21 protein-coding genes are annotated in these 17,238 nt (G+C 72.6%); 11 read left to right on the forward strand and 10 right to left on the reverse strand.

The features are described from left to right. Window positions 1–59 precede the first annotated feature (59 nt). Both AB0I21_RS02515 and AB0I21_RS02520 read left to right on the forward strand, forming a co-directional pair. The gene (locus AB0I21_RS02515; protein ID WP_360558484.1) at window positions 60–1,229 is read left to right on the forward strand and encodes a histidine kinase; all 1,170 of its coding nucleotides are present in this window, start codon (window positions 60–62) and stop codon (window positions 1,227–1,229) included. Further along, the gene (locus AB0I21_RS02520) at window positions 1,226–1,888 is read left to right on the forward strand and encodes a response regulator transcription factor (protein ID WP_344503264.1); all 663 of its coding nucleotides are present in this window, start codon (window positions 1,226–1,228) and stop codon (window positions 1,886–1,888) included. Before AB0I21_RS02515 ends, AB0I21_RS02520 begins: the two co-directional genes overlap by 4 nt. Window positions 1,889–1,897: 9 nt before the next feature. Here AB0I21_RS02520 and AB0I21_RS02525 read toward each other — a convergent pair whose 3' ends face one another. Next, on the reverse strand, window positions 1,898–2,377 hold the full coding sequence (locus tag AB0I21_RS02525) for a DUF1707 domain-containing protein (protein WP_360558485.1): 480 nt from the start codon (window positions 2,375–2,377) through the stop codon (window positions 1,898–1,900). A 36-nt stretch (window positions 2,378–2,413) separates the two neighbouring features. Between AB0I21_RS02525 and AB0I21_RS02530 the strand changes: the two genes are divergently transcribed. After that, a complete protein-coding gene (locus tag AB0I21_RS02530; RefSeq protein ID WP_360558668.1) occupies window positions 2,414–2,965 on the forward strand; it encodes an HD domain-containing protein in 552 nt (183 codons plus the stop codon). Here AB0I21_RS02530 and AB0I21_RS02535 read toward each other — a convergent pair. Further along, the gene (locus AB0I21_RS02535) at window positions 2,946–3,686 is read right to left on the reverse strand and encodes a peroxide stress protein YaaA (protein ID WP_360558486.1); all 741 of its coding nucleotides are present in this window, start codon (window positions 3,684–3,686) and stop codon (window positions 2,946–2,948) included. The two genes, AB0I21_RS02530 and AB0I21_RS02535, sit on opposite strands and share 20 nt — an antisense overlap. A 21-nt stretch (window positions 3,687–3,707) precedes the next feature. After that, entirely contained in the window at window positions 3,708–4,595 is an 888-nt protein-coding gene (locus AB0I21_RS02540; protein WP_344503261.1) for a sigma-70 family RNA polymerase sigma factor, read from the reverse strand. 200 nt (window positions 4,596–4,795) lie between these two features. Here AB0I21_RS02540 and AB0I21_RS02545 point away from each other — a divergent pair, with 200 nt between their 5' ends. Together AB0I21_RS02545 and AB0I21_RS02550 are read left to right on the forward strand one after the other, a co-directional pair. Beyond that, window positions 4,796–6,514: a RecQ family ATP-dependent DNA helicase gene (locus tag AB0I21_RS02545; RefSeq protein WP_360558488.1), complete on the forward strand. Its 1,719-nt coding sequence runs from the start codon at window positions 4,796–4,798 to the stop codon at window positions 6,512–6,514. A 97-nt stretch (window positions 6,515–6,611) separates the two neighbouring features. Further along, window positions 6,612–7,031, forward strand: coding sequence for a nitroreductase/quinone reductase family protein (locus AB0I21_RS02550; RefSeq protein WP_360558489.1), 420 nt, complete (start codon window positions 6,612–6,614; stop codon window positions 7,029–7,031). Here the strand turns inward: AB0I21_RS02550 and AB0I21_RS02555 are convergent. Beyond that, complete coding sequence (locus tag AB0I21_RS02555) at window positions 7,028–7,387, reverse strand: hypothetical protein (RefSeq protein ID WP_360558491.1); 360 nt, start codon at window positions 7,385–7,387, stop codon at window positions 7,028–7,030. The genes AB0I21_RS02550 and AB0I21_RS02555 overlap by 4 nt on opposite strands. Window positions 7,388–7,611: 224 nt before the next feature. Between AB0I21_RS02555 and AB0I21_RS02560 the strand changes: the two genes are divergently transcribed. Together AB0I21_RS02560 and AB0I21_RS02565 are read left to right on the forward strand one after the other, a co-directional pair. Next, window positions 7,612–8,022: a hypothetical protein gene (locus AB0I21_RS02560; RefSeq protein ID WP_360558493.1), complete on the forward strand. Its 411-nt coding sequence runs from the start codon at window positions 7,612–7,614 to the stop codon at window positions 8,020–8,022. A 205-nt stretch (window positions 8,023–8,227) separates the two neighbouring features. Then, window positions 8,228–9,019, forward strand: coding sequence for an isocitrate lyase/phosphoenolpyruvate mutase family protein (locus AB0I21_RS02565; RefSeq protein ID WP_360558495.1), 792 nt, complete (start codon window positions 8,228–8,230; stop codon window positions 9,017–9,019). Here the strand turns inward: AB0I21_RS02565 and AB0I21_RS02570 are convergent. Together AB0I21_RS02570 and AB0I21_RS02575 are read right to left on the reverse strand one after the other, a co-directional pair. Next, a complete protein-coding gene (locus AB0I21_RS02570; RefSeq protein ID WP_360558497.1) occupies window positions 9,000–9,173 on the reverse strand; it encodes a hypothetical protein in 174 nt (57 codons plus the stop codon). The genes AB0I21_RS02565 and AB0I21_RS02570 overlap by 20 nt on opposite strands. 4 nt (window positions 9,174–9,177) lie before the next feature. Then, window positions 9,178–10,311 (reverse strand): geranylgeranyl reductase family protein, encoded by a 1,134-nt coding sequence (locus AB0I21_RS02575; protein ID WP_360558499.1) that lies wholly within the window; start codon window positions 10,309–10,311, stop codon window positions 9,178–9,180. 94 nt (window positions 10,312–10,405) lie between these two features. Between AB0I21_RS02575 and AB0I21_RS02580 the strand changes: the two genes are divergently transcribed. The 3 genes from AB0I21_RS02580 to AB0I21_RS02590 all read left to right on the forward strand — a co-directional run bounded on the left by AB0I21_RS02580 (window position 10,406) and on the right by AB0I21_RS02590 (window position 12,384). Further along, window positions 10,406–10,894, forward strand: a complete 489-nt coding sequence (locus AB0I21_RS02580) for a carbonic anhydrase (RefSeq protein ID WP_360558501.1) — start codon at window positions 10,406–10,408, stop codon at window positions 10,892–10,894. 5 nt (window positions 10,895–10,899) lie between these two features. Further along, window positions 10,900–11,664: an SDR family oxidoreductase gene (locus AB0I21_RS02585; protein WP_360558503.1), complete on the forward strand. Its 765-nt coding sequence runs from the start codon at window positions 10,900–10,902 to the stop codon at window positions 11,662–11,664. 120 nt (window positions 11,665–11,784) lie between these two features. After that, a complete protein-coding gene (locus AB0I21_RS02590; protein WP_360558504.1) occupies window positions 11,785–12,384 on the forward strand; it encodes a hypothetical protein in 600 nt (199 codons plus the stop codon). 66 nt (window positions 12,385–12,450) lie between these two features. On the opposite strand, the gene AB0I21_RS02595 is transcribed toward AB0I21_RS02590, so the two are convergent. The 4 genes from AB0I21_RS02595 to AB0I21_RS02610 all read right to left on the reverse strand — a co-directional run bounded on the left by AB0I21_RS02595 (window position 12,451) and on the right by AB0I21_RS02610 (window position 15,672). Beyond that, window positions 12,451–12,894: a hypothetical protein gene (locus AB0I21_RS02595; protein WP_360558506.1), complete on the reverse strand. Its 444-nt coding sequence runs from the start codon at window positions 12,892–12,894 to the stop codon at window positions 12,451–12,453. A gap of 862 nt (window positions 12,895–13,756) precedes the next feature. Further along, window positions 13,757–14,206 carry an SRPBCC domain-containing protein gene (locus tag AB0I21_RS02600; protein ID WP_360558507.1) on the reverse strand — a complete coding sequence of 150 codons (450 nt, stop codon included), beginning with the start codon at window positions 14,204–14,206 and terminating at the stop codon, window positions 13,757–13,759. A gap of 55 nt (window positions 14,207–14,261) precedes the next feature. Further along, window positions 14,262–14,999 (reverse strand): SRPBCC domain-containing protein, encoded by a 738-nt coding sequence (locus AB0I21_RS02605; protein WP_360558508.1) that lies wholly within the window; start codon window positions 14,997–14,999, stop codon window positions 14,262–14,264. Between the two features lies 1 nt (window position 15,000). Then, complete coding sequence (locus tag AB0I21_RS02610; RefSeq protein ID WP_360558509.1) at window positions 15,001–15,672, reverse strand: helix-turn-helix domain-containing protein; 672 nt, start codon at window positions 15,670–15,672, stop codon at window positions 15,001–15,003. Between the two features lie 77 nt (window positions 15,673–15,749). Between AB0I21_RS02610 and AB0I21_RS02615 the strand changes: the two genes are divergently transcribed. Beyond that, window positions 15,750–16,895 carry a low temperature requirement protein A gene (locus AB0I21_RS02615; RefSeq protein ID WP_360558511.1) on the forward strand — a complete coding sequence of 382 codons (1,146 nt, stop codon included), beginning with the start codon at window positions 15,750–15,752 and terminating at the stop codon, window positions 16,893–16,895. Window positions 16,896–17,238 lie beyond the last annotated feature (343 nt).

Below are 17,238 nucleotides of genomic sequence, written 5' to 3' on the forward strand. Positions count from 1 at the left end.
GCACGGCGGGTAGCGTTCGCTGTCGCGATCGCGTTTCCAGCACAGGCGGGTGTCCAGTGATGCAATCGGCGGGCCGGGAGATCGCCGCTGCGGCGTTGACCCGGGCGGTGCTCATCGGGCGGGCCGCGGCGACGATGAGCGCGGCCGCCGCCGGGCTGCTGCTCGTCGACGACCCGGGCCCGGTGATCGCGGTCCTCACGCTCGTCGCCGTCGCCACCGCCGTCCAGCTCGGCGCCCTGGCCCAGTGGCCGGGGCTGGTCGCCCGGCCGGTCGTGGTCGTCGCCGCCGACCTCGCCCTGGTGTTCACGGTCCTGGCGGTGAGCCGCGGCGGCATCGCGTACTTCTGTTACGCCGCCGGCGCCGGCGGGCTCGCCGGGGTGGTGCTCGGCATGCGCGCGCTGCCGGTGTGGGTCGGCCACGCCGCACTCAGCTTCGCGGTCACCGCCGAGGTGCTGCGGCGCAGCGACCCGCCGGCGGAGATCGCCGCGTTCGTCGTCGCGTTCCCGATGGCCGGCGCCCTCGCCGGGCTCGGCGCGGTCGTCGCGACCAACGCCCTGGCCCGCCACCTGGAGCTGTCGACCAGCCTCCTGGTGGCCGCGCAGCGCTCGGCGGCCGCGTCGGAGCGGGCCCGGCTCGCCCGCGAGCTGCACGACTCGGTGGCCAAGACGCTGCGCGGGGTGTCCCTGGCGGCGCTCGCGCTGCCGTCGTCGCTGCGCCGGCAGCCGGCGCTCGCCGAGCACCTCGCCACCACCGTCGCCGCGGGCGCGACCGCGGCCGCCCGGCAGGCCCGCGAGCTGCTGCGGGAGATGCGCTTCGACGTGCCCGACCAGGACCTCACCACGAGCGTGGCGGAGGTCTGCGCCGCGTGGAGCGCCACGTCCGGCATCCCGGTGCGGACCGAGCTCGGCTCCGTCCAGCCGCCGATCATGGTGGCGTACGAGCTGATCCGGATCCTGCGGGAGGCCCTCGCCAACGTGGCCCGGCACGCGTCCGCGCGGCACGTCGTCGTCCGCCTGGCGCCGGTCCGGCGGGGCGCGCTGCTGGAGATCAGCGACGACGGGGTCGGGTTCGCCGTCCCCGACGACCTGTCCCGGCTGCAGTCCGCGAGCCACTTCGGCATCGTCGGCATGGCGGAGCGGGCCCGGATGGCGGGCGGCCGCCTGCACCTCGACTCCGCCCCGGGCCGCGGCAGCGTCGTCGCCGTCCATGTACCGCTGGGTGCCGCATGACATTTCCCGTCGGGGTCCCGGTCGGGATCCTGGTCGTCGACGACAACCCGATCGTGCGCGCCGCCGTCCGCGGCATCCTCGACGGCGACGACGGCCTGCGCGTCCTCGGTGAGGCCGCCAACGGCCGCGAGGCGCTGGCCGCGGCCCGCCGGCTGCGCCCCGCCGTCACCCTGCTCGACCATCGGATGCCGGTCGCCGACGGGCTGTCGGTGATCGGCGTCCTCGCCCAGCACTCCGCCGTGCTGGTGCTGACCAGCGACGACCACCCCGACCTGATCCGCGGGATGCTGCACCAGGGCGCCCGCGGCTACCTCGTCCACGGCGAGTTCAGCCCCGCGGAGCTGCTGCGCGCCGTGCACGAGGTCGCCCGGGGCCGCGGCTGGCTGTCCCCGGTGGCGGCGTCGGTGGCCGCGTCCGTGGTCGCCTCGGTGGGCCGCGACCAGCACCGGCGCCGCGACGGCCGGTCCCGGTTCGGGCTGACCGACCGCGAGGAGGACGTGATGGGCCTGCTGTGCCGGGGCCTGTCCAACGCGGCGATCGCCCGGCAGCTGCTGCTCACCGAGAAGACCGTGAAGAACCACCTGAACCACGTCTTCGCGAAACTGCACGTCCGCAGCCGCACCGAGGCCGTCGTACGCTGGACGACCCCCGACCCATAGCCGGCGCCGTCAGTCGATCGTGGCGTACAGGATGACCATGGCGATGGAGAACAGGATGCCGAAGGTGCCGCAGAGGACGCCGGCGATGGCGAGGCCGCGCCGTTTGCCCGCGCCGTCGGCACGGAGCAGGGCGACGACGCCGAGCACGACGGCGACGATCCCGGCGATCACGCCGACCGGGCCGCAGGCGGCCGCGGGGAGCGAGAAGATGCCGAAGACGAGGGCGAGCACCGGCGCCACCGGCTGCGGGTCGGCCTTCGGCTGGGCGGGCGCCGCCGGCAGCGGGGGCAGGTCGCGGACGATCTGCAGCAGCTCGCCCCAGGTGCGGGCGGCGTACGTGTGGCGCGTGCGGGCGTCGAACTCGGACAGGCTGAGCCGGCCCTCGGACAGGCAGGTGCCCAGGTGCGCCACGACGGCCTCACGGTCGGCGTCGGACGCCCGGAACGACGGCGACGGGTACATGTCATCGACCGTACTGCGGTCGGACAACAACGGAGGGTGACCGGGATGGCGGCATCGGGCGGTATGTGGGTGCCTTCCGAGGATGAGATCCGCGCGCTGCACGAGCGGCACGCGCCGGACCGGGACACGTTCGACCTGGTGTGGGCGCACTGCGTGACCGTGTGGCGCATCGCCGAGCAGCTGCTGCCGAGGGCGGCCGGGGTGGACCCCGCCCTGGTCAAGGCCGGTTGTCTGGCGCACGACATCGGCGTCTACCGGCTGCGCGGCGACCCGTACATCAGGCACGGCGTCCTCGGGCACGAGCTGCTGCGCGAGGAGGGACTGCCGGAGGCCCTGTGCCGGTTCTGCTCGTGCCACACGGGGGTCGGGATCACCCGCGCCGACGTGGCCCGGCAGGCGCTGCCGATCCCGCCCGGCGACTACGTCGCGGTGAGCGAGGAGGAGCGGCTCGTCATGTACGCGGACAAGTTCCACACGAAGAGCAGCCCGCCGAGGTTCGTGACCGCCGGCGGCTACCGGCGTGACGTCGCGCGGTTCGGCGCGGACAAGGTGGTGTGCTTCGACGCGATGGTCGCCCGGTACGGCGAGCCCGACCTCACAGCGCTTCGACCGTGACGTCCAGCTCGCGCGGGGTGCGGGCGTCGACGGTGTACCCGAGCTCCCGCAGCGCCGTCGCCAGGGCGGCCGAGGTGCGCGGCCGGGCGCCCGCCAGCACCAGCGCACGGACGATCCGGCCCTTGGTGGCCTTGTTGAAGTGGCTGACGACCTTGCCGCCGTGCAGGACGCGGACCGTGACGCCGTTGCGCGGGGTCCACGTCGAGGCGTACGCGGAGGAGCGCAGGTCCAGCACGAGGGCGTCGCCGGCGAGCTCATCGAGGACCGGTGGCAGCGCCGCGCGCCAGTGGGCGGCGAGGGGCCCGACGGTCGGCAGGCGGACGCCGATCGAGCAGCGGTACGACGGGATCCGGTCGGCCGGGCGGACCGCGCCCCACAGCCCGGAGAAGATGAGCAGCTGCTTGCGGGCCCGGGCCAGCGCGGGCCCGGTGAGCGACGCGAGGCCGAGCGCGTCGTAGAGGACGCCGGTGTACAGCGCGGCGGCCGGGAGGGTCGGCGCGGTGCGCAGCAGCTCGTTGCGGGCGGCCTCGTCGGCCAGGCCCGGGGTCAGCCCGAGCGTGGTGAGGGCGAGCGCCGGGTCGCCGCTGAGCTTCACCAGGTCGTCGACGACGGTGGTGCGGGCGTCGGACAGCGCGGGCAGCGACAGCCGGTCGAGATCCAGGGCCGCGCCGCGGCGCGGGGCGGCGGCCTTGCCCTCGGACGGTGGCAGCAGGATCAGCACCGCCCGAGGGTACAGCCGTCCTTACGCGTGCCGGCCCGACTGGACGAACGGCATGCCGTGGTGGTTGGTCTGGGCCAGCCGGCTGTTGAGGTTGCCGGCGTTGGCGATCTTGTCGTGGTACGCCTCGCGGCGGCGGGCGACGCAGCCCGTCGGTTTGTCGCTGATCGAGACGAGATCCGGGTCGAGGTGCGTGTTGAGGCCGTCGCGCAGCAGCATGAGCGCCTCGGCGCGCAGCTGGGACACCCGCGACTCGGTGACGCCCAGGTCGTGGGCGATCTCCATCATCGGCCGCTCCTGGAAGAAGTACCCCTTCACGACCTTCCCGAGCCGCTCCGGCAGCGCCTCGACGGCGTTGTGCAGGTAGCCGATCCGCTCGCGGTGCAGGATCAGGTCCTCCGGGCCGGCGGCCCGCTCCGGCACCATGTCCTCGGCGCTGCCGGCCGCGAAGCCCTGCAGCGACAGCACGGCCGCCCGCTGCACGTCGTCGTCGATCGCCTGGAGCTCGTCGACGCTGACGCCGAGCGCCTCCGCCAGCTCGTGGTTGGTCGGGGTGCGTCCGAGCGCCGCGGTCAGCTCCTGTTGCATCGCGTCCGCCTGCCTGGCCCTGGCCCGCACGGATCGGCTCGCCCAGTCCAGTCCGCGCAGCTCGTCGAGGATCGCGCCGCGGATTCGGGTCGTGGCGAAACTGCCGAACGGGATGCCCCTGCTCGGGTCGAACGCCTTCGCGGCGCCGGCCAGGGCCGCCATGCCCGCGGAGACGAGGTCCTCGCGGCTGACGTGGGCGGGTAGGCGTCCGAGCGTCTGGCGCACCAGATGCCCGACGAGTGGCAGGTGCTCGCGGATCAGGTCCTCGAGCTCGCGGCCTTCCAACTGGACCTTGAGCGTGGCACCCTCAAGGGTCGCTGTCATCGGTTCCCCCTCGTGTCTGTGGTGAACCCCGTGCAGGCGGTCCACCTGCTGACACGAAGAACTTTCGACTACGAAGGGTGCTGGCACCGTCACTTTCGGGTGCCTTTTGGTTGCGAGACGGTGAGAGTGCTCAGATTCGGCGTGTCGCGACAACTCGCTCAGCGCGCCGATGCATTCGAACACCGGTACAGTCGCCCGCGATGAATCTTGTACCGCTCGCACCCCGCCTACGCCGCGCCGCCCGCCAGCATTTCGGCTGGGACCAGTTGCGCGCAGGACAGCTTCCGCCGATGCGTGCCCTGCTCAAGCGGCGGGACGCGCTCGTGGTGTTACCCACTGGCGGCGGAAAATCAGCCATCTACCAGGTTCCGGCGATGCTGCTGCCCGGGCCCACTGTCGTCATCTCACCACTCCTCGCGTTGCAGCAGGACCAGATCGCCGGACTGAACCGCCGGGTCGCCGGGCAGGCCGTCCGGATCAGCTCGGCCGAGACGCCCAACCAGCAGCAGGCCGCGCTCGAGGCGCTGCGGGCCGGGACGGCCAGGTTCCTGTTCATCACGCCGGAGCAGCTCGGCAACCCGGCGCGCCTGGCGGAGGTCAAGGCGCTGCGGCCGAGCCTGGTCGCCGTCGACGAGGCGCACTGCGTCTCCGCGTGGGGCTACGACTTCCGCCCCGACTACCTGCAGCTCGGCCACCTCATCCGGGAGCTCGGCGACGGGCGGCACCGCCCGGTGATCGTGGCGCTGACCGCGACCGCGTCGCCGCCCGTACGGGCGGACATCACCGAGACGCTTGGGCTGCAGGACCCGTTCACGCACGTCGCCGGCCTCGACCGGACCAACCTGGAGCTGTCGGCGGTGCACTGCACCAGCGACGAGCAGCGCTGGCAGCGACTTCTCGCGCAGGTCCGCAAGGAGCCGCACCCCGGGATCGTGTACGCGCCGACGCGGGCGATCGCCGAGCAGTACGCGACCCGGCTCACCGAGCACGGCGTCGAGGCGGTCGCGTTCCACGCCGGGCTCGCCGCCGGCGAACGCAACCGCCGGTACACCGACTTCATGGCCGACAAGATCCCGGTCATGGTCGCGACCAGCGCGTTCGGGATGGGCGTCGACAAGCCCAACATCCGCTGGGTGCACCACGTGGCGCTGCCCGACTCCCCCGACAGCTACCTGCAGGAGATCGGCCGCGCCGGCCGGGACGGTGCGCCGTCGCGCACGGTGCTGTTCTTCCGGCCCGAGGACGTGTCGCTGCAACGGTTCTTCGCCTCCGGCGCGCCCGACGGCCACGAGCTCACCCAGCTCGCCGCCGCCCTGCGGGAAGGGTCGGTCAGCCGGACCGCGCTCGCCACCCGCAGCGGCCTGCCGGCGCGCAAGGTGACGTCGCTGCTGAGCCTGCTCGAGCAGGTCGGCGCGGTCGAGGTCCTGCCCGGCAACAAGCTCGGCACGCCCCGCTACGCGCCCACGCCGGCGGAGGCGTCGCGGCTCGCGCTCGCGCAGTTCGAACGCCACCAGACGCTGCGGCGGTCCCGGATCGACATGATGCGCCAGTACGCGGAGAGCGCCAACTGCCGCGGCAACGCGCTGCTCGCGTACTTCGGCGAGCAGGCCGAACGCGCCTGCGGGCACTGCGACAACTGCGCCAACGGCACCGTCGTCGTGGATCCCGTGGTGCCGCACGTGCCGTGGTACCGGCGGCTGTTCCGGCACCCCGCCGTGGCGGTGACCGCGGACGAGGTCACGGTCGTCGACTCCGGCCGGCCGTTCCCCGTCTCCAGCGAGGTCCGGCACACCGCGTGGGGCACCGGCACCGTGATGGCCTACGAGCAGGACCGGGTCGTGATCCTGTTCGAGGAGGTCGGTTACAAGACGCTGTCGGTGCCGATCGTGCAGAAGTCGAAGCTGCTGGAGCCCGCCTGATCCGGCTTTTCCGGAGCCCGCCTTGGTTGGCGGGCACCGCTGCGGCGCCGGTCGCGGTTGGCGGGCGCCGCGGCGGGGCACCGTTTAGGCTGGTCGCATGACCGAGCTGCCCGTCGACCAGCGTGCGTACAACCGCGAGCTCATCGCCGAGTTCCGGGCCGCGGGGCGGCGGCTGGGTGACCGGCCGCTGCTGCTGCTCACCACCACGGGCCGTAAGTCCGGCGCGCCGCACACCAGCCCGATGATGTTCATCCGGATCGACGACAAGATGTACGTCATCGCCTCCAACGCGGGCGCCGTCAACGACCCGGACTGGTTCCGCAACCTGGTCGCCGAGCCGGCCGTCACCGTCGAGGCGGAAGGTGAGGAGTACGCCGCCACCGCCCGCCCCGTCGCCGACGAGGACCGGCCCGTGCTGTGGACCAGGATCTGCGAGCGGTATCCGTTCTTCACCGACCACCAGAACGGCGTCGACCGCAGGATCCCGGTCGTCGAGCTGGTCCGCCCCTCGTACTAGGCGGGGCTGATCACCTTCTCGGGCTCGACGAACTCCCGGTCGGTCTCCGCCGCCTCCTCGCTGCCCGTCCACCAGGAGTCGTCGCGGAACTCCTCGGGCAGCTCGTCCTCCCACGGGTCGAGGCCGCGCAGCTCGACCGCGTCGAACCACGCGTCCCGCCGCGATTCCGGCAGCCGCCCGCCGCACCACGGGCAGTACCCGATCACGACCATCGACGTGCCGCCGTCGCGGACGGGCAGCCCGTACTCGTCGAACCTCGCGTCATGGACGACGACCACGTCCGGGTCGTCCTCGCCGGCCTCGGACTCGGCCAGCGCCAGTTGGGCCCGCATTCCGTCGCAGCAGTGTTTGCGCACGGCACGCAGTATGGCGGGCCCGTCCTGTCGGGTGTCCGGCAGGCCCGCAACTGTCGTTTGAAGGATAGTCCAGGCCGCTGAGCACGGTATACGCTCGTTTCCACGGCAGTTGAACGGCTGGCACGTTTCCAGGATTCGACGCCCCCGACGGTGCCTTAGCGTCATCCGCGACACCGAACACCGAAATCGCAAACACCCCCATCGCAATACCGAGAGGACCCACCATGAGCGAGTACGACGGCGGCGACACCGGCGCGGAATACGGCCACGTCGAGGCGGGCGAGAACCACGAGTCGCTGGACCAGCTGCACCAGGTCGACGCGAGCCAGAACAACTACGACTCGCAGTTCGGCGTCTACGAGCAGGACCACGCGTCGGCCGAGTCGACCTCGTTCGACCAGGGCCACCAGGTGTCGTACACCGACGCGAGCGGCGCGACGTACCAGGAGTCGGACTTCACCTCCTACGACCACTCCGCCGCCGAGACGGACCACGTCTTCGCCGCCGAGGGCTCCGAGTCGGCTTCCTCCAGCGAGTTCCACCAGCTCGACGCGATCCGGGCGCAGCTCGACTCCGCCTTCAGCGAGGCCACCGTCATCGACACCGACGCCCCGCCGTCGATCGCCGCCGGCTGACCTTCCCTGCTGTCGCTGTTCTCCGGCGCCGGCCCGCGGACCTTCCGCGGGCCGGCGTTCTGTGTCCGGCTCCGTCTGGCGGGTGTGCGGGCCGGCGTCCGGCCCGTCCGGCTTCGGCTGGCCGGTGTGCGGGCCGGCGTCCGGCCCGTCCGGCTCCGTCTGGCGGGTGTGCGGGCCGGGTGCGGGGCCGGGCAGGATGGCGGGCATGACCAACGCAGCGCTGTTCCGCTCCCTGCACGACCCCGCCGACCCGCTCGTGCTCGTCAACGCCTGGGACGCCGCCTCGGCGCGGGTCGTCGCCGCCGCCGGTGCCCGGGCGGTGGCGACCACGTCCGCCGGGGTCGCCTGGACGCTCGGCGTGCCCGACGGTGACGCGCTGACCCGCGACGCGATGCTCGCGCACCTGCGCCGGGTCGTCGCCGCGGTGGACGTGCCGGTGACCGCGGACGTCGAGTCGGGCTTCGGCGCGACCCCGGACGAGGTGGCGGAGACACTGCGCGGGGTCGCGGACGCCGGCGCGGTCGGCGTGAACCTGGAGGACACCGTCCGCGGGGAGCGGCCCGGCCTGCGTGAGGTGGCCGGCCAGGTGGCGCGGATCGCCGCCGCCCGGGCCGCCGCACCCGACGTCTACATCAACGCCCGCATCGACACGTACCTCCGCGGCACCGGCGACCTCGAGCAGACGGTCGGACGGGCGCGCGCCTACCTCGACGCCGGCGCGAGCGGGATCTTCGTGCCGGGCGTGGTGGACACCGACACCATCGGCAGGCTCGCCGCCGCGATCCCGGCGCCGCTGAACATCCTGGTCGGGCCGGGCGCACCGACGGTCGCGGAGCTCGGCAAGCTGGGCGTGGCGCGGGTCAGCCTCGGCTCGTGGGTGGCGGAAGCGGCGTACGCCGTCGCCCGTCGCGCCGCCGAGGAGGCGTTCACCGCCGGCACGTACACCAGCCTCGACGGCGCGCTCGAATACTCGGAGCTCAACCGTCTGATGAGCTGACCAGCGCCGCGAGGATCTTCTCCAGCCGGCGCTGCTTCTTGCCCTGCTTCCTGCCCTGCTTCCTGCCCTGCCCGAACGACTCGACGACCTCGGCGGGGACCGTCATGCCCGTGGCGGTCCTCCCGCCGAGGACCAGCGTCGTGCGAAACCTCATGCCCTCATCGGAGCAGCTTCAGCGCCGCTCTGACGGGCAGGCGCTCGACGGTACGTTCGAACGACATCTCCCCAAGGCAGAACCGCTCGAACATCCGCCACCCCGGCGGGGTGCGCAGCATCGCGTGGAAGAACCCGGGCCGGCGGCTGAACGTGTCCAGCAGCCGCCGCCCGGCCGTCATCGCCGGGGCGAGCCGCTGCTCGACGGCGGTGACGTAGGCGTCGAGGTCACCGGCGGCCGCGGCCTCGCCGGCCAGGGCGCCGGAGCGCACGGCGAAGCTGATCCCTTCGCGGGTCCACGGCTCGAGCAGACCGGCCGCGTCGCCGGCGACGAGGACGCGGCCGGTGCGCAGCGGGGACGTGGCGGTGCGGCAGCGGGTCAGGTGGCCGGAGTCGTGCACGGGCTCGATGCCGTCGAGGCCGAGCCGGGTCACGAAGTCGCGCAGGTACCGCTTGGTCCGCTCGCCCTGCCCGCGGGACGCGATCACGCCGACGGTGAGCAGGTCGTCCTTCGGGAACACCCACGCGTAGGAGCCGGGCAGCGGACCCCAGTCGATCAGCAGCCGCCCCTTCCACTTCGCGGCGACATCGGCGCCGACGGGCAGCTCCACCTCCAGGCCGAGGTCGACCTGGCCGTACTCGACGCCGGCGTGCCGCGCCGTGATCCCCGACGACCCGTCGGCGCCGATGGCGGTGCGGCCGGTGACGGTCGAGCCGTCGGCGAGCCGGACCACGACCGCGTCGCCGGTCTGTTCGAGGGACCGGACCGTCGCCGACTGCCGCACGACCGCGCCGGCCTTCTCCGCGGCGATCCGCAGCGCGTCGTCGAACCTGGGCCGGCGGACCATCTGCAGCAGCGGGCCGCGCCGCGCGGAGCGGGCGAACGCGCGCCGCCCGTCGTGGGTGAACTCGACCCGCGTGATGTGATCGTCGGCGGGGATGTCGATGCGGTCCTCGACCGACTGGACGGTGAAGCCGATCAGCCCGCCACCGCAGGTCTTGTACCGGGGGTGCACCGCCTTCTCCAGGACGAGCGTCCGGGCTCCGGCGGTCGCCGCCGCGTGCGCCGCCGACAGCCCGGCGGGTCCGCCGCCCACGACAACCACGTCCCAGCTTGCTGCGCTGTTGGGTTCACTCACCCGAGCAGCCTAGAGGTCGGGGTTCACAGGTGAGATTGGCCTCGTGTGACGCAGACGTCATCCGAATGAGTGACCGATCTGTTTGACTGGCGGAATGTCGGCGATCGACCACCTCATCCACGCCAACGAGCAGTACGCGATCACGTTCCCCGGCCCCCGGCCGGTGCGTCCGAAGCTGCGGCTGACCGTCATCACCTGCATGGACTCACGCCTGGACCTCTTCGGTGCGCTGGGCCTGGACATCGGGGACGCGCACCTGATCCGCAACGCCGGCGGTCTGCCGACGGAGGAGGTGCTGCGCTCGCTCGCGATCAGCCAGCGCCGGCTCGGCACCCGCGAGGTCGTGCTGATCCACCACACCGAGTGCGGCATGCAGGACTTCGACGACGACGAGTTCCGTGCGACCCTCACCGCCGAGACGGGCCGGGCGCCGGGCTGGGACGTGCCCGGGTTCACCGACATCCACGAGACGATGCGCTCCTCGATCGAGACGGTCCGCCAGTGCGCCTGGCTGCCGCACCGCGAGGACGTGCGCGGCTTCATCTTCGACGTCGCCAGCGCCAAGCTCGAAGAAGTCCGCTGACCCCTGTGCGGTCCTACGTCGTGACGGGCGGCGGGCGCGGTGTCGGCCGCGCCGTCGCCGAACGGCTGCTCCGCGACCCCGGCACGACCGTCGTCGTGCTGGAGCGCGACGCGGACGCCCTGGCCTGGATCACGCCGGGCGGGCGGGTCACGGGGATCACCGGGGACGCCGGGGACGAGGACGTCACCGAGCGCGCCGCCGACCTCGCCGAGGCGCGGGGCCCGCTCGCGGGCTGGGTCAACAACGCCGCGGTCTTCCGCGACGCCTGGGTGGATGCCGTACCGGCCGGCGAGGTGCTCGCCCTGATCGTGGCGAACCTCGCACCCGCCGTGACGGGCAGCGCCACCGCCGTGCGGCGCTTCCGCGCGGCGGGCCACGGGGGCGCGATCGTCAACGTCTCCTCGCACCAGGCGCAGCGGGCCGTGCGTGGCGCCCTGCCGTACGCCACCGCCAAGGCCGCGATCGAGGGCCTGACCCGGGCCCTCGCCGTCGACCACGGCCCGCACGGCATCCGGGTCAACGCCGTCGCCCTCGGGTCGATCGGGACCGAACGGTCGGCGGCCCTCCTGTCCGCCCGCCCACCGGACGAGGCCGCCCGCATCGTGGACCAGCTCGCCCACCTGCACCCGATCGGCCGCGCCGGCGACGCGGCCGAGGCCGCCGAGGCGGTCGCGTTCCTGCTCTCACCTGCCGCGTCGTTCATCTCCGGCGCGGTCGTCCCGGTCGACGGCGGCCGCGCGGCCAGGGGCGACGACCCCGAGTCCCGCTGATACCGGTCGCTTTCGCGCCCTTGGGGTGCGTTCTTCGCGAGTGGGATGCAAACAGCAGGGGTCCCCGCGAGGGGGGCAAGGGGCCTCACAGACGCCGGGTCATGTTGCACGATCGATCCCATGCGATACGGGGGGCGGCTGAACCGCATCGAGTTCACAGCGCTGATCGACCAGCGGGCGAACCGGATCCGTGCAAGCGCCGCCGCGCTGCCGCTGTACGGGATGGCGGGCTGGAGCGGCCCGTGCCGCATCGGCGCCTGGACCTGGGACGAGGACCGGCTCGTGCACGCCGGCCTGACCTTCGGCGACCCGGCCGCGGGCGGCGGCTGGGTCGAGGTCGTGACCACCGCCGGCCCGCCCCTGCCGCTGCTCATCGACATGCGCGTCGCCGCCGTCATGCCCCAGCCCCCCGAGGACCGCAAGACGTACGAGCGCAACCTCCGCGCCGCGTCGACCCCCGCCCCGCACCGCGTGGGCATCACCGTCGACGGCGTGCCGAAACCCTTCCAGCGCTGGCCCGACCAGCAGGTCACCGCCGGGCAGCGGGGCTGGCTCGCGGTCCTCGACGAGGTGCCCGGCCTGCTGCTGCGCGTCTCCAACCTCGCCCCGGCCGAGATCAGGCTCGCCCGCGTCGGCGACCTGGAGCCCCACCTGGTCGGCACGAGGACCCAGCTGCTCGCCGGCTACGACGACCACGCCGAGGACCCGGCGCCCACATAACGCGTCTTACTTGCCCACGACGGCTTGGAGAGCTGCGCGGGCCGACGCCGGCTCGCTCGGGCCGGATCAGTACCGCGAGGCGAGCGCCTGCGCGAAGTTCACCCGCTGCAGCGCCTCCGCCGCGTGCTGCGGCGAGTACACGACCTCCTGCGCCATGTAGTGGAACTGCCCCGCCTGCACCGACACGATCATCGGCCCCGACATCGTGTGCGTCTTCGCCGTCAGAAAGAACAGCCCGAACAGCAGAAACAGGCTCAACCCGCACGTGAACGGCGCGAACACCACCCCCAGCACCGTGAACGTCACCCCCAGCGCGATCCCCCACCCCGCCGTCGTGACGACCGGCATCGGCTGCGAGATCACCATCCACCGGCTGCCCTGGATCGGCCACACCCCGACCGGCGTGTAGATCGCCCTACCGTCGACCCGCACATCCCCGATCTGCACTTCCGGCCCGTTGTACGCGGGCACACTCCCGCCACCGCCGCTGTAAGGGATGGGCAACGTCACGTCAGCATTGTGCCGCCTCCCCCACCGCTCCGGGGACCCCCTCACTGGTCCCAACCCGTCGGCTGAACGTTCGCCCCTCAGCCACCGCTCCTGACGGCGAGCCCGCTGAGGTCCTCGGCGCCCGAGACCGGATGCTGCTGCTCGCACACTGTCCCGGGACCCGGCCACTCCCCCATCCAGCGCACGACTGGCCCCGCAGCGAGCGCGCCAACCCAGCGGTCAACTCCCCGCCTTCACCGCACGATCGCCCCGCAGCGCACGCGACGCCCCTGAGAACCGCGGGGCCTGGGCCTGTTCCTGGGCCTGGGCCGCACTAACGACACCGTAGGAACCGCCTCGCATGGCGCGACTCGCCCCTCCGACGGGACCGGCCGAGAGGCGACCAGCCGACTCAACGTCACCGGGACGCCGCTGGTCCGTCGCTCAGCCACAAGCAGGCCCGTCGCAGCCGCCCCCGTCACGTGGCGCACGAGACCGTCCAGCAGCGGCACCCGCTTCCGGGAACTCGGAAGCAGTGCGCCCAACTGCCGAGACACACCGCTGCGGCCGGTGCCGGGGCAAAGCTCGCCGACTCCGACTCCGACTCCCACCCCGACCTCGACTCCGACCTCGGCCCTGACTCAGATTCCGGCCCCGACCCCGACCTCAACTCCGACCCCCGGCCCTGACTCAGACCTCAACTCCGACCCCGGCCCTGACTCAGACCTCAACTCCGACCCCGGCCCTGACTCAGACCTCAACTCCGACCTCGACTCCAACCCCGACCCTGACTCCAACCCCGACCCTGACTCAGACCTCAACTCCGACGCCGACTCCGACGCCGACCTAGACCGAGGCCACCGGTCCCCACCCCGCCGCGGTTTCAATGCTCGGCAAGGTGCTCCGCCAGCCGGTCGAAGAAGTGACGCCAGCCCGCCGCGGCGCCTGCGGCGTGCTCGGCGTCCGTGTTCACCCCCTGCTGGCGCATCGTCATCTCGGTGCAGCCGTCGCCGGTCGGCTTGAACATCACGCTGACGGTCGAGGCGACGTCGCCGGTCGTGTTGTCAGGGTCGCCGGTCGTCATGACGAGCCGGACGGGTGCGTCGAGCTCACGGTAGAAGCCACCGAGCGGATACTCGTTGCCGGCGTCGTCGAGCATGACGACCCGCCACGCCCCGCCCGGCCGGGTCTGCATGACGATGCGGTCCTCGGGCGTGGTGAACTCCCGCGGCCCGAACCACTGACTGAAGCCGGCCGGCGTCGTCCACGCCGTGTACACACGTTTCGGCTCTGCGGGGAGCCTGCGGGTGATCGAATACTCGACGGTGTTCACGGCGTGCTCCTTGCGAGGGTGGAGAGCCGGCACGTCGCCGGCCCTCCACGTGCGGTCAGGCGTAGACGGCGGCGAGCCACTCGGACCAGGTGCCCTCGGCGGTCGCCTGGTCGATGTCGGCGAAGATGTGGTGGCCGGTGAGGATCATGCCGCCGCCGCCCACGAACCGCAGCAGCGCGTCGTCGGTGCGCACGCCCAGGAACCCGGGCTCCAGGGCCACGTCGACCACGCCGACGATGTCCCGCCCGCCGACGGTGAACTGCGCCTTGTCGCCCTCGCTGACCGGCCCGGTCAGACCGACGGCGCCGACGATGCCGGCCCATGCCTGCTCCTGGTCGGACTGCTGCGGCCCGAACGCGGTGACCGGCACGGCGGTGCGACCCGGGAAGTGCACCAGGTACTGCTCGAGCGTGCGCAGGTAGAGCGGGTTGCCCTTGCGCAGCGCGTCATACTGCTCCTCCCAGTCGCCGGTCATGATGCCGCTGTGCACCAGCCGCAGTGCGGTGCTCCCGCCGTCGCGGCCCTCGACGAGATACTCGAACGCCATGAACGCGCCGTCTTCGGCGGGCACGCCCTTGTACGCGAAGCGGTGCGGCGGCTCCCACGCGGTCACCGTCGACTCGGCGGTGAACCCGGGCATCGTGAACGTCCCGCGGCCGCCGACGCGCGGCTCGACCTCGGTCCTGCCCATGAACCAGGAGTCGATGCCGGGGCCGGTGGCGATCGCGTCCCAGACCTGCTCGGGCGTGGCCGCGATGTCGATGTCGTGGGTGAGCTCGAATTCGTGCGACATGTCAGGACTCCTCGGTCTGTGGGCGGTGCTGGCTTTCGATCTGGACGTCGATGTCGGCGTCGACGGCTGCCACGTCCATCGGACGGCCGCCCTCCGGACGCAGGCTCGGATGGATCGCGACGACGACCCTGTGGTCACGGCCGCCTTCGGCGTGCTCATCGTGATATCGGCTCACCAGCGCGGCGACGGCCGCGGTCAGCTCCTGGGCGAACGCGGCCCGGTCGGCCGCGGACGCGAACCGCACGGTGCCGTCGAGCGCGAAGGTGGCGACCGGCTTGCCCGCCCGGGCCGCCCCGGTGATGAGCGTGCCGACCTCCTTGACGAGCCGGGCCGCGACAGCGAGCAGCCATCGCGCGGACAGCCTGTCGGGCGACTTCGCCGGGTCGGGCGCCACGGCCGAGAGCGCCGTCGGCGAGATCACGAACGACGCGGCCGCGGCTCGCAGCACGCGCTCCGTGACGTTGCCCTTGCGTCGCTCCTCGACCAGCTCGACGAGCCCGTGCGCTTCGAGCGTCTTGAGGTGGTAGTTCACTTTCTGCCGGGGCAGGCCGACGATCGCCGCGAGGCTGGTCGCCGAGTGCGGCTCGACCAGCAGCGACAGCAATCGCGCCCGGATCGGGTCCAGCGCTACCTCTGCCGCGCTGGCCTCCTCGATGACTCCCACTTCGAACATGCGAGAACCGTACCCGCCGAAAACTCGAACTGTCAAGACAAGAAAAATTGTCGGACCCCATCGCTACAGTGACCGCTGTGACATCGCAGGTGCGGGGACCGCGGGTCTCCACCATCGAGTTGTTCTTCGACCTTGTCTTCGTCTTCACCGTGATGCAGCTGGCCAACGTGTTCGTCAAGCACGTGGACGCGACCTACGCGCTCCGGGTGCTGCTGATGCTCGGCATCATCTGGTGGATGTACGGCGGCTACGCCTGGCTGACCAACGCGGTCGCGCCCAGCAGCACGCTGCGCCGCACACTCCTGCTCACCGGGATGGCCGGCTTCATGGTCATCGCCCTGTCCATCCCGTATGCGTTCGACGGCGACGGCTGGGCCTTCGGCGTGGGATATGCCCTCGTCACCGTCGTCCACTCCGCACTGTTCCTGCAGGCCGACGACAACGCCTCGATCGGCACCGCGATCGCCGGGCTGGCCCCGATCAACGGCACCTCCGCCCTCATGGTCCTCGCAGGCGGATTCCTCGGCGGCGCTTGGCAGTACGGGCTGTGGACCGCGGCGCTCGTGCTGGTCGTCGCCGCGCCGTACCTGCAGCGCAGCATGGGGATCTGGACGATCGACGCGGGCCACTTCGCGGAACGGCACGGGCTGGTCGTCATCGTCGCCATCGGCGAGTCGGTCATCTCCATCGGCCTCGCCTTCGCCGGCATGCACATCGACCCGGCGGCGCTGCTCGTGGCGTTGCTCGGCCTCTGCATCGCGTACTACCTGTACTGGAACTACTTCTCCGGCGACGAGACCCGCGCCGAGCACGCGCTGCACGCCATCGCCGAGCCCGCCCGCAAGGCCCGGGTCGCCGTTGTGGCGTGGGGCTACGCGCACTACTTCCTGATCGCCGGCATCGTGTTCACCGCGGTCGGGGTGAAGCTGTCGGTCGGGCACGCCTTCGAGCCGCTGCACTGGCCGAGCGCCATCGTCCCGAGCGTGGGTGTCGCCACGTTCCTGCTCGGCCACGCCTGGTTCCTGTCCACATTGGAGGTGCCTGGAGCCTGGTACCGGGTGGCCGCGGCAGCCGGCGTCATGGCGGCGATCCCGTTAGGACACTGGCGGGCCGTCGCCCAGGTCACCGCGGTCCTGCTCGTGATGGCCGCCGCGGTGATCGCGAAGGACATCAAGACCGTCCGCGCCCAGCACACCACCGCCATCCACGACTTCGGCCGCTGACCGCACCGGCCGTGGGCCCGCCCGCAATGGCGACGGGCCGGCGGCCATGCCCGACGAATCGGCCCTGCGGCGGGCTGAGCGACATGACCCGACGGGCGCCAGGCCACCGGGCAGGACCCGACGGCCGCCGGGACCTGACGGGCGCCGGGAACCTGGCGGGCGCCGGGCCCGTCAGGCAGGACCGACCGAACGGCGCGGCAGCAGGCAGGATCCCACGGGCGGCGGGGCCAGCGGGCAAAGCCCGGCCGGCGGCGGATTGAACCCGGTAGGTGGCAGGCCAGCGGGCAGAACCCGACGGCCGGCGGGCCAGCGGGCCAGCGACCGGACCCCATAGACGGCGGGC

This window comes from Dactylosporangium sp. NPDC050588, from assembly GCF_040654975.1.
Lineage (GTDB): Bacteria > Actinomycetota > Actinomycetes > Mycobacteriales > Micromonosporaceae > Dactylosporangium > Dactylosporangium maewongense.

What these genes read in the sequence shown, in the direction of transcription:
- AB0I21_RS02515 (WP_360558484.1), top strand. Translation starts at nt 60, where the DNA reads ATGCAATCGGCGGGCCGGGAGATCGCCGCTGCGGCGTTGACCCGGGCG.
- AB0I21_RS02520 (WP_344503264.1), top strand. Translation starts at nt 1,226, where the DNA reads ATGACATTTCCCGTCGGGGTCCCGGTCGGGATCCTGGTCGTCGACGAC.
- AB0I21_RS02530 (WP_360558668.1), top strand. Translation starts at nt 2,414, where the DNA reads ATGTGGGTGCCTTCCGAGGATGAGATCCGCGCGCTGCACGAGCGGCAC.
- AB0I21_RS02540 (WP_344503261.1), bottom strand. Translation starts at nt 4,595, where the DNA reads ATGACAGCGACCCTTGAGGGTGCCACGCTCAAGGTCCAGTTGGAAGGC.
- AB0I21_RS02545 (WP_360558488.1), top strand. Translation starts at nt 4,796, where the DNA reads ATGAATCTTGTACCGCTCGCACCCCGCCTACGCCGCGCCGCCCGCCAG.
- AB0I21_RS02550 (WP_360558489.1), top strand. Translation starts at nt 6,612, where the DNA reads ATGACCGAGCTGCCCGTCGACCAGCGTGCGTACAACCGCGAGCTCATC.
- AB0I21_RS02560 (WP_360558493.1), top strand. Translation starts at nt 7,612, where the DNA reads ATGAGCGAGTACGACGGCGGCGACACCGGCGCGGAATACGGCCACGTC.
- AB0I21_RS02565 (WP_360558495.1), top strand. Translation starts at nt 8,228, where the DNA reads ATGACCAACGCAGCGCTGTTCCGCTCCCTGCACGACCCCGCCGACCCG.
- AB0I21_RS02570 (WP_360558497.1), bottom strand. Translation starts at nt 9,173, where the DNA reads ATGAGGTTTCGCACGACGCTGGTCCTCGGCGGGAGGACCGCCACGGGC.
- AB0I21_RS02580 (WP_360558501.1), top strand. Translation starts at nt 10,406, where the DNA reads ATGTCGGCGATCGACCACCTCATCCACGCCAACGAGCAGTACGCGATC.
- AB0I21_RS02590 (WP_360558504.1), top strand. Translation starts at nt 11,785, where the DNA reads ATGCGATACGGGGGGCGGCTGAACCGCATCGAGTTCACAGCGCTGATC.
- AB0I21_RS02605 (WP_360558508.1), bottom strand. Translation starts at nt 14,999, where the DNA reads ATGTCGCACGAATTCGAGCTCACCCACGACATCGACATCGCGGCCACG.
- AB0I21_RS02610 (WP_360558509.1), bottom strand. Translation starts at nt 15,672, where the DNA reads ATGTTCGAAGTGGGAGTCATCGAGGAGGCCAGCGCGGCAGAGGTAGCG.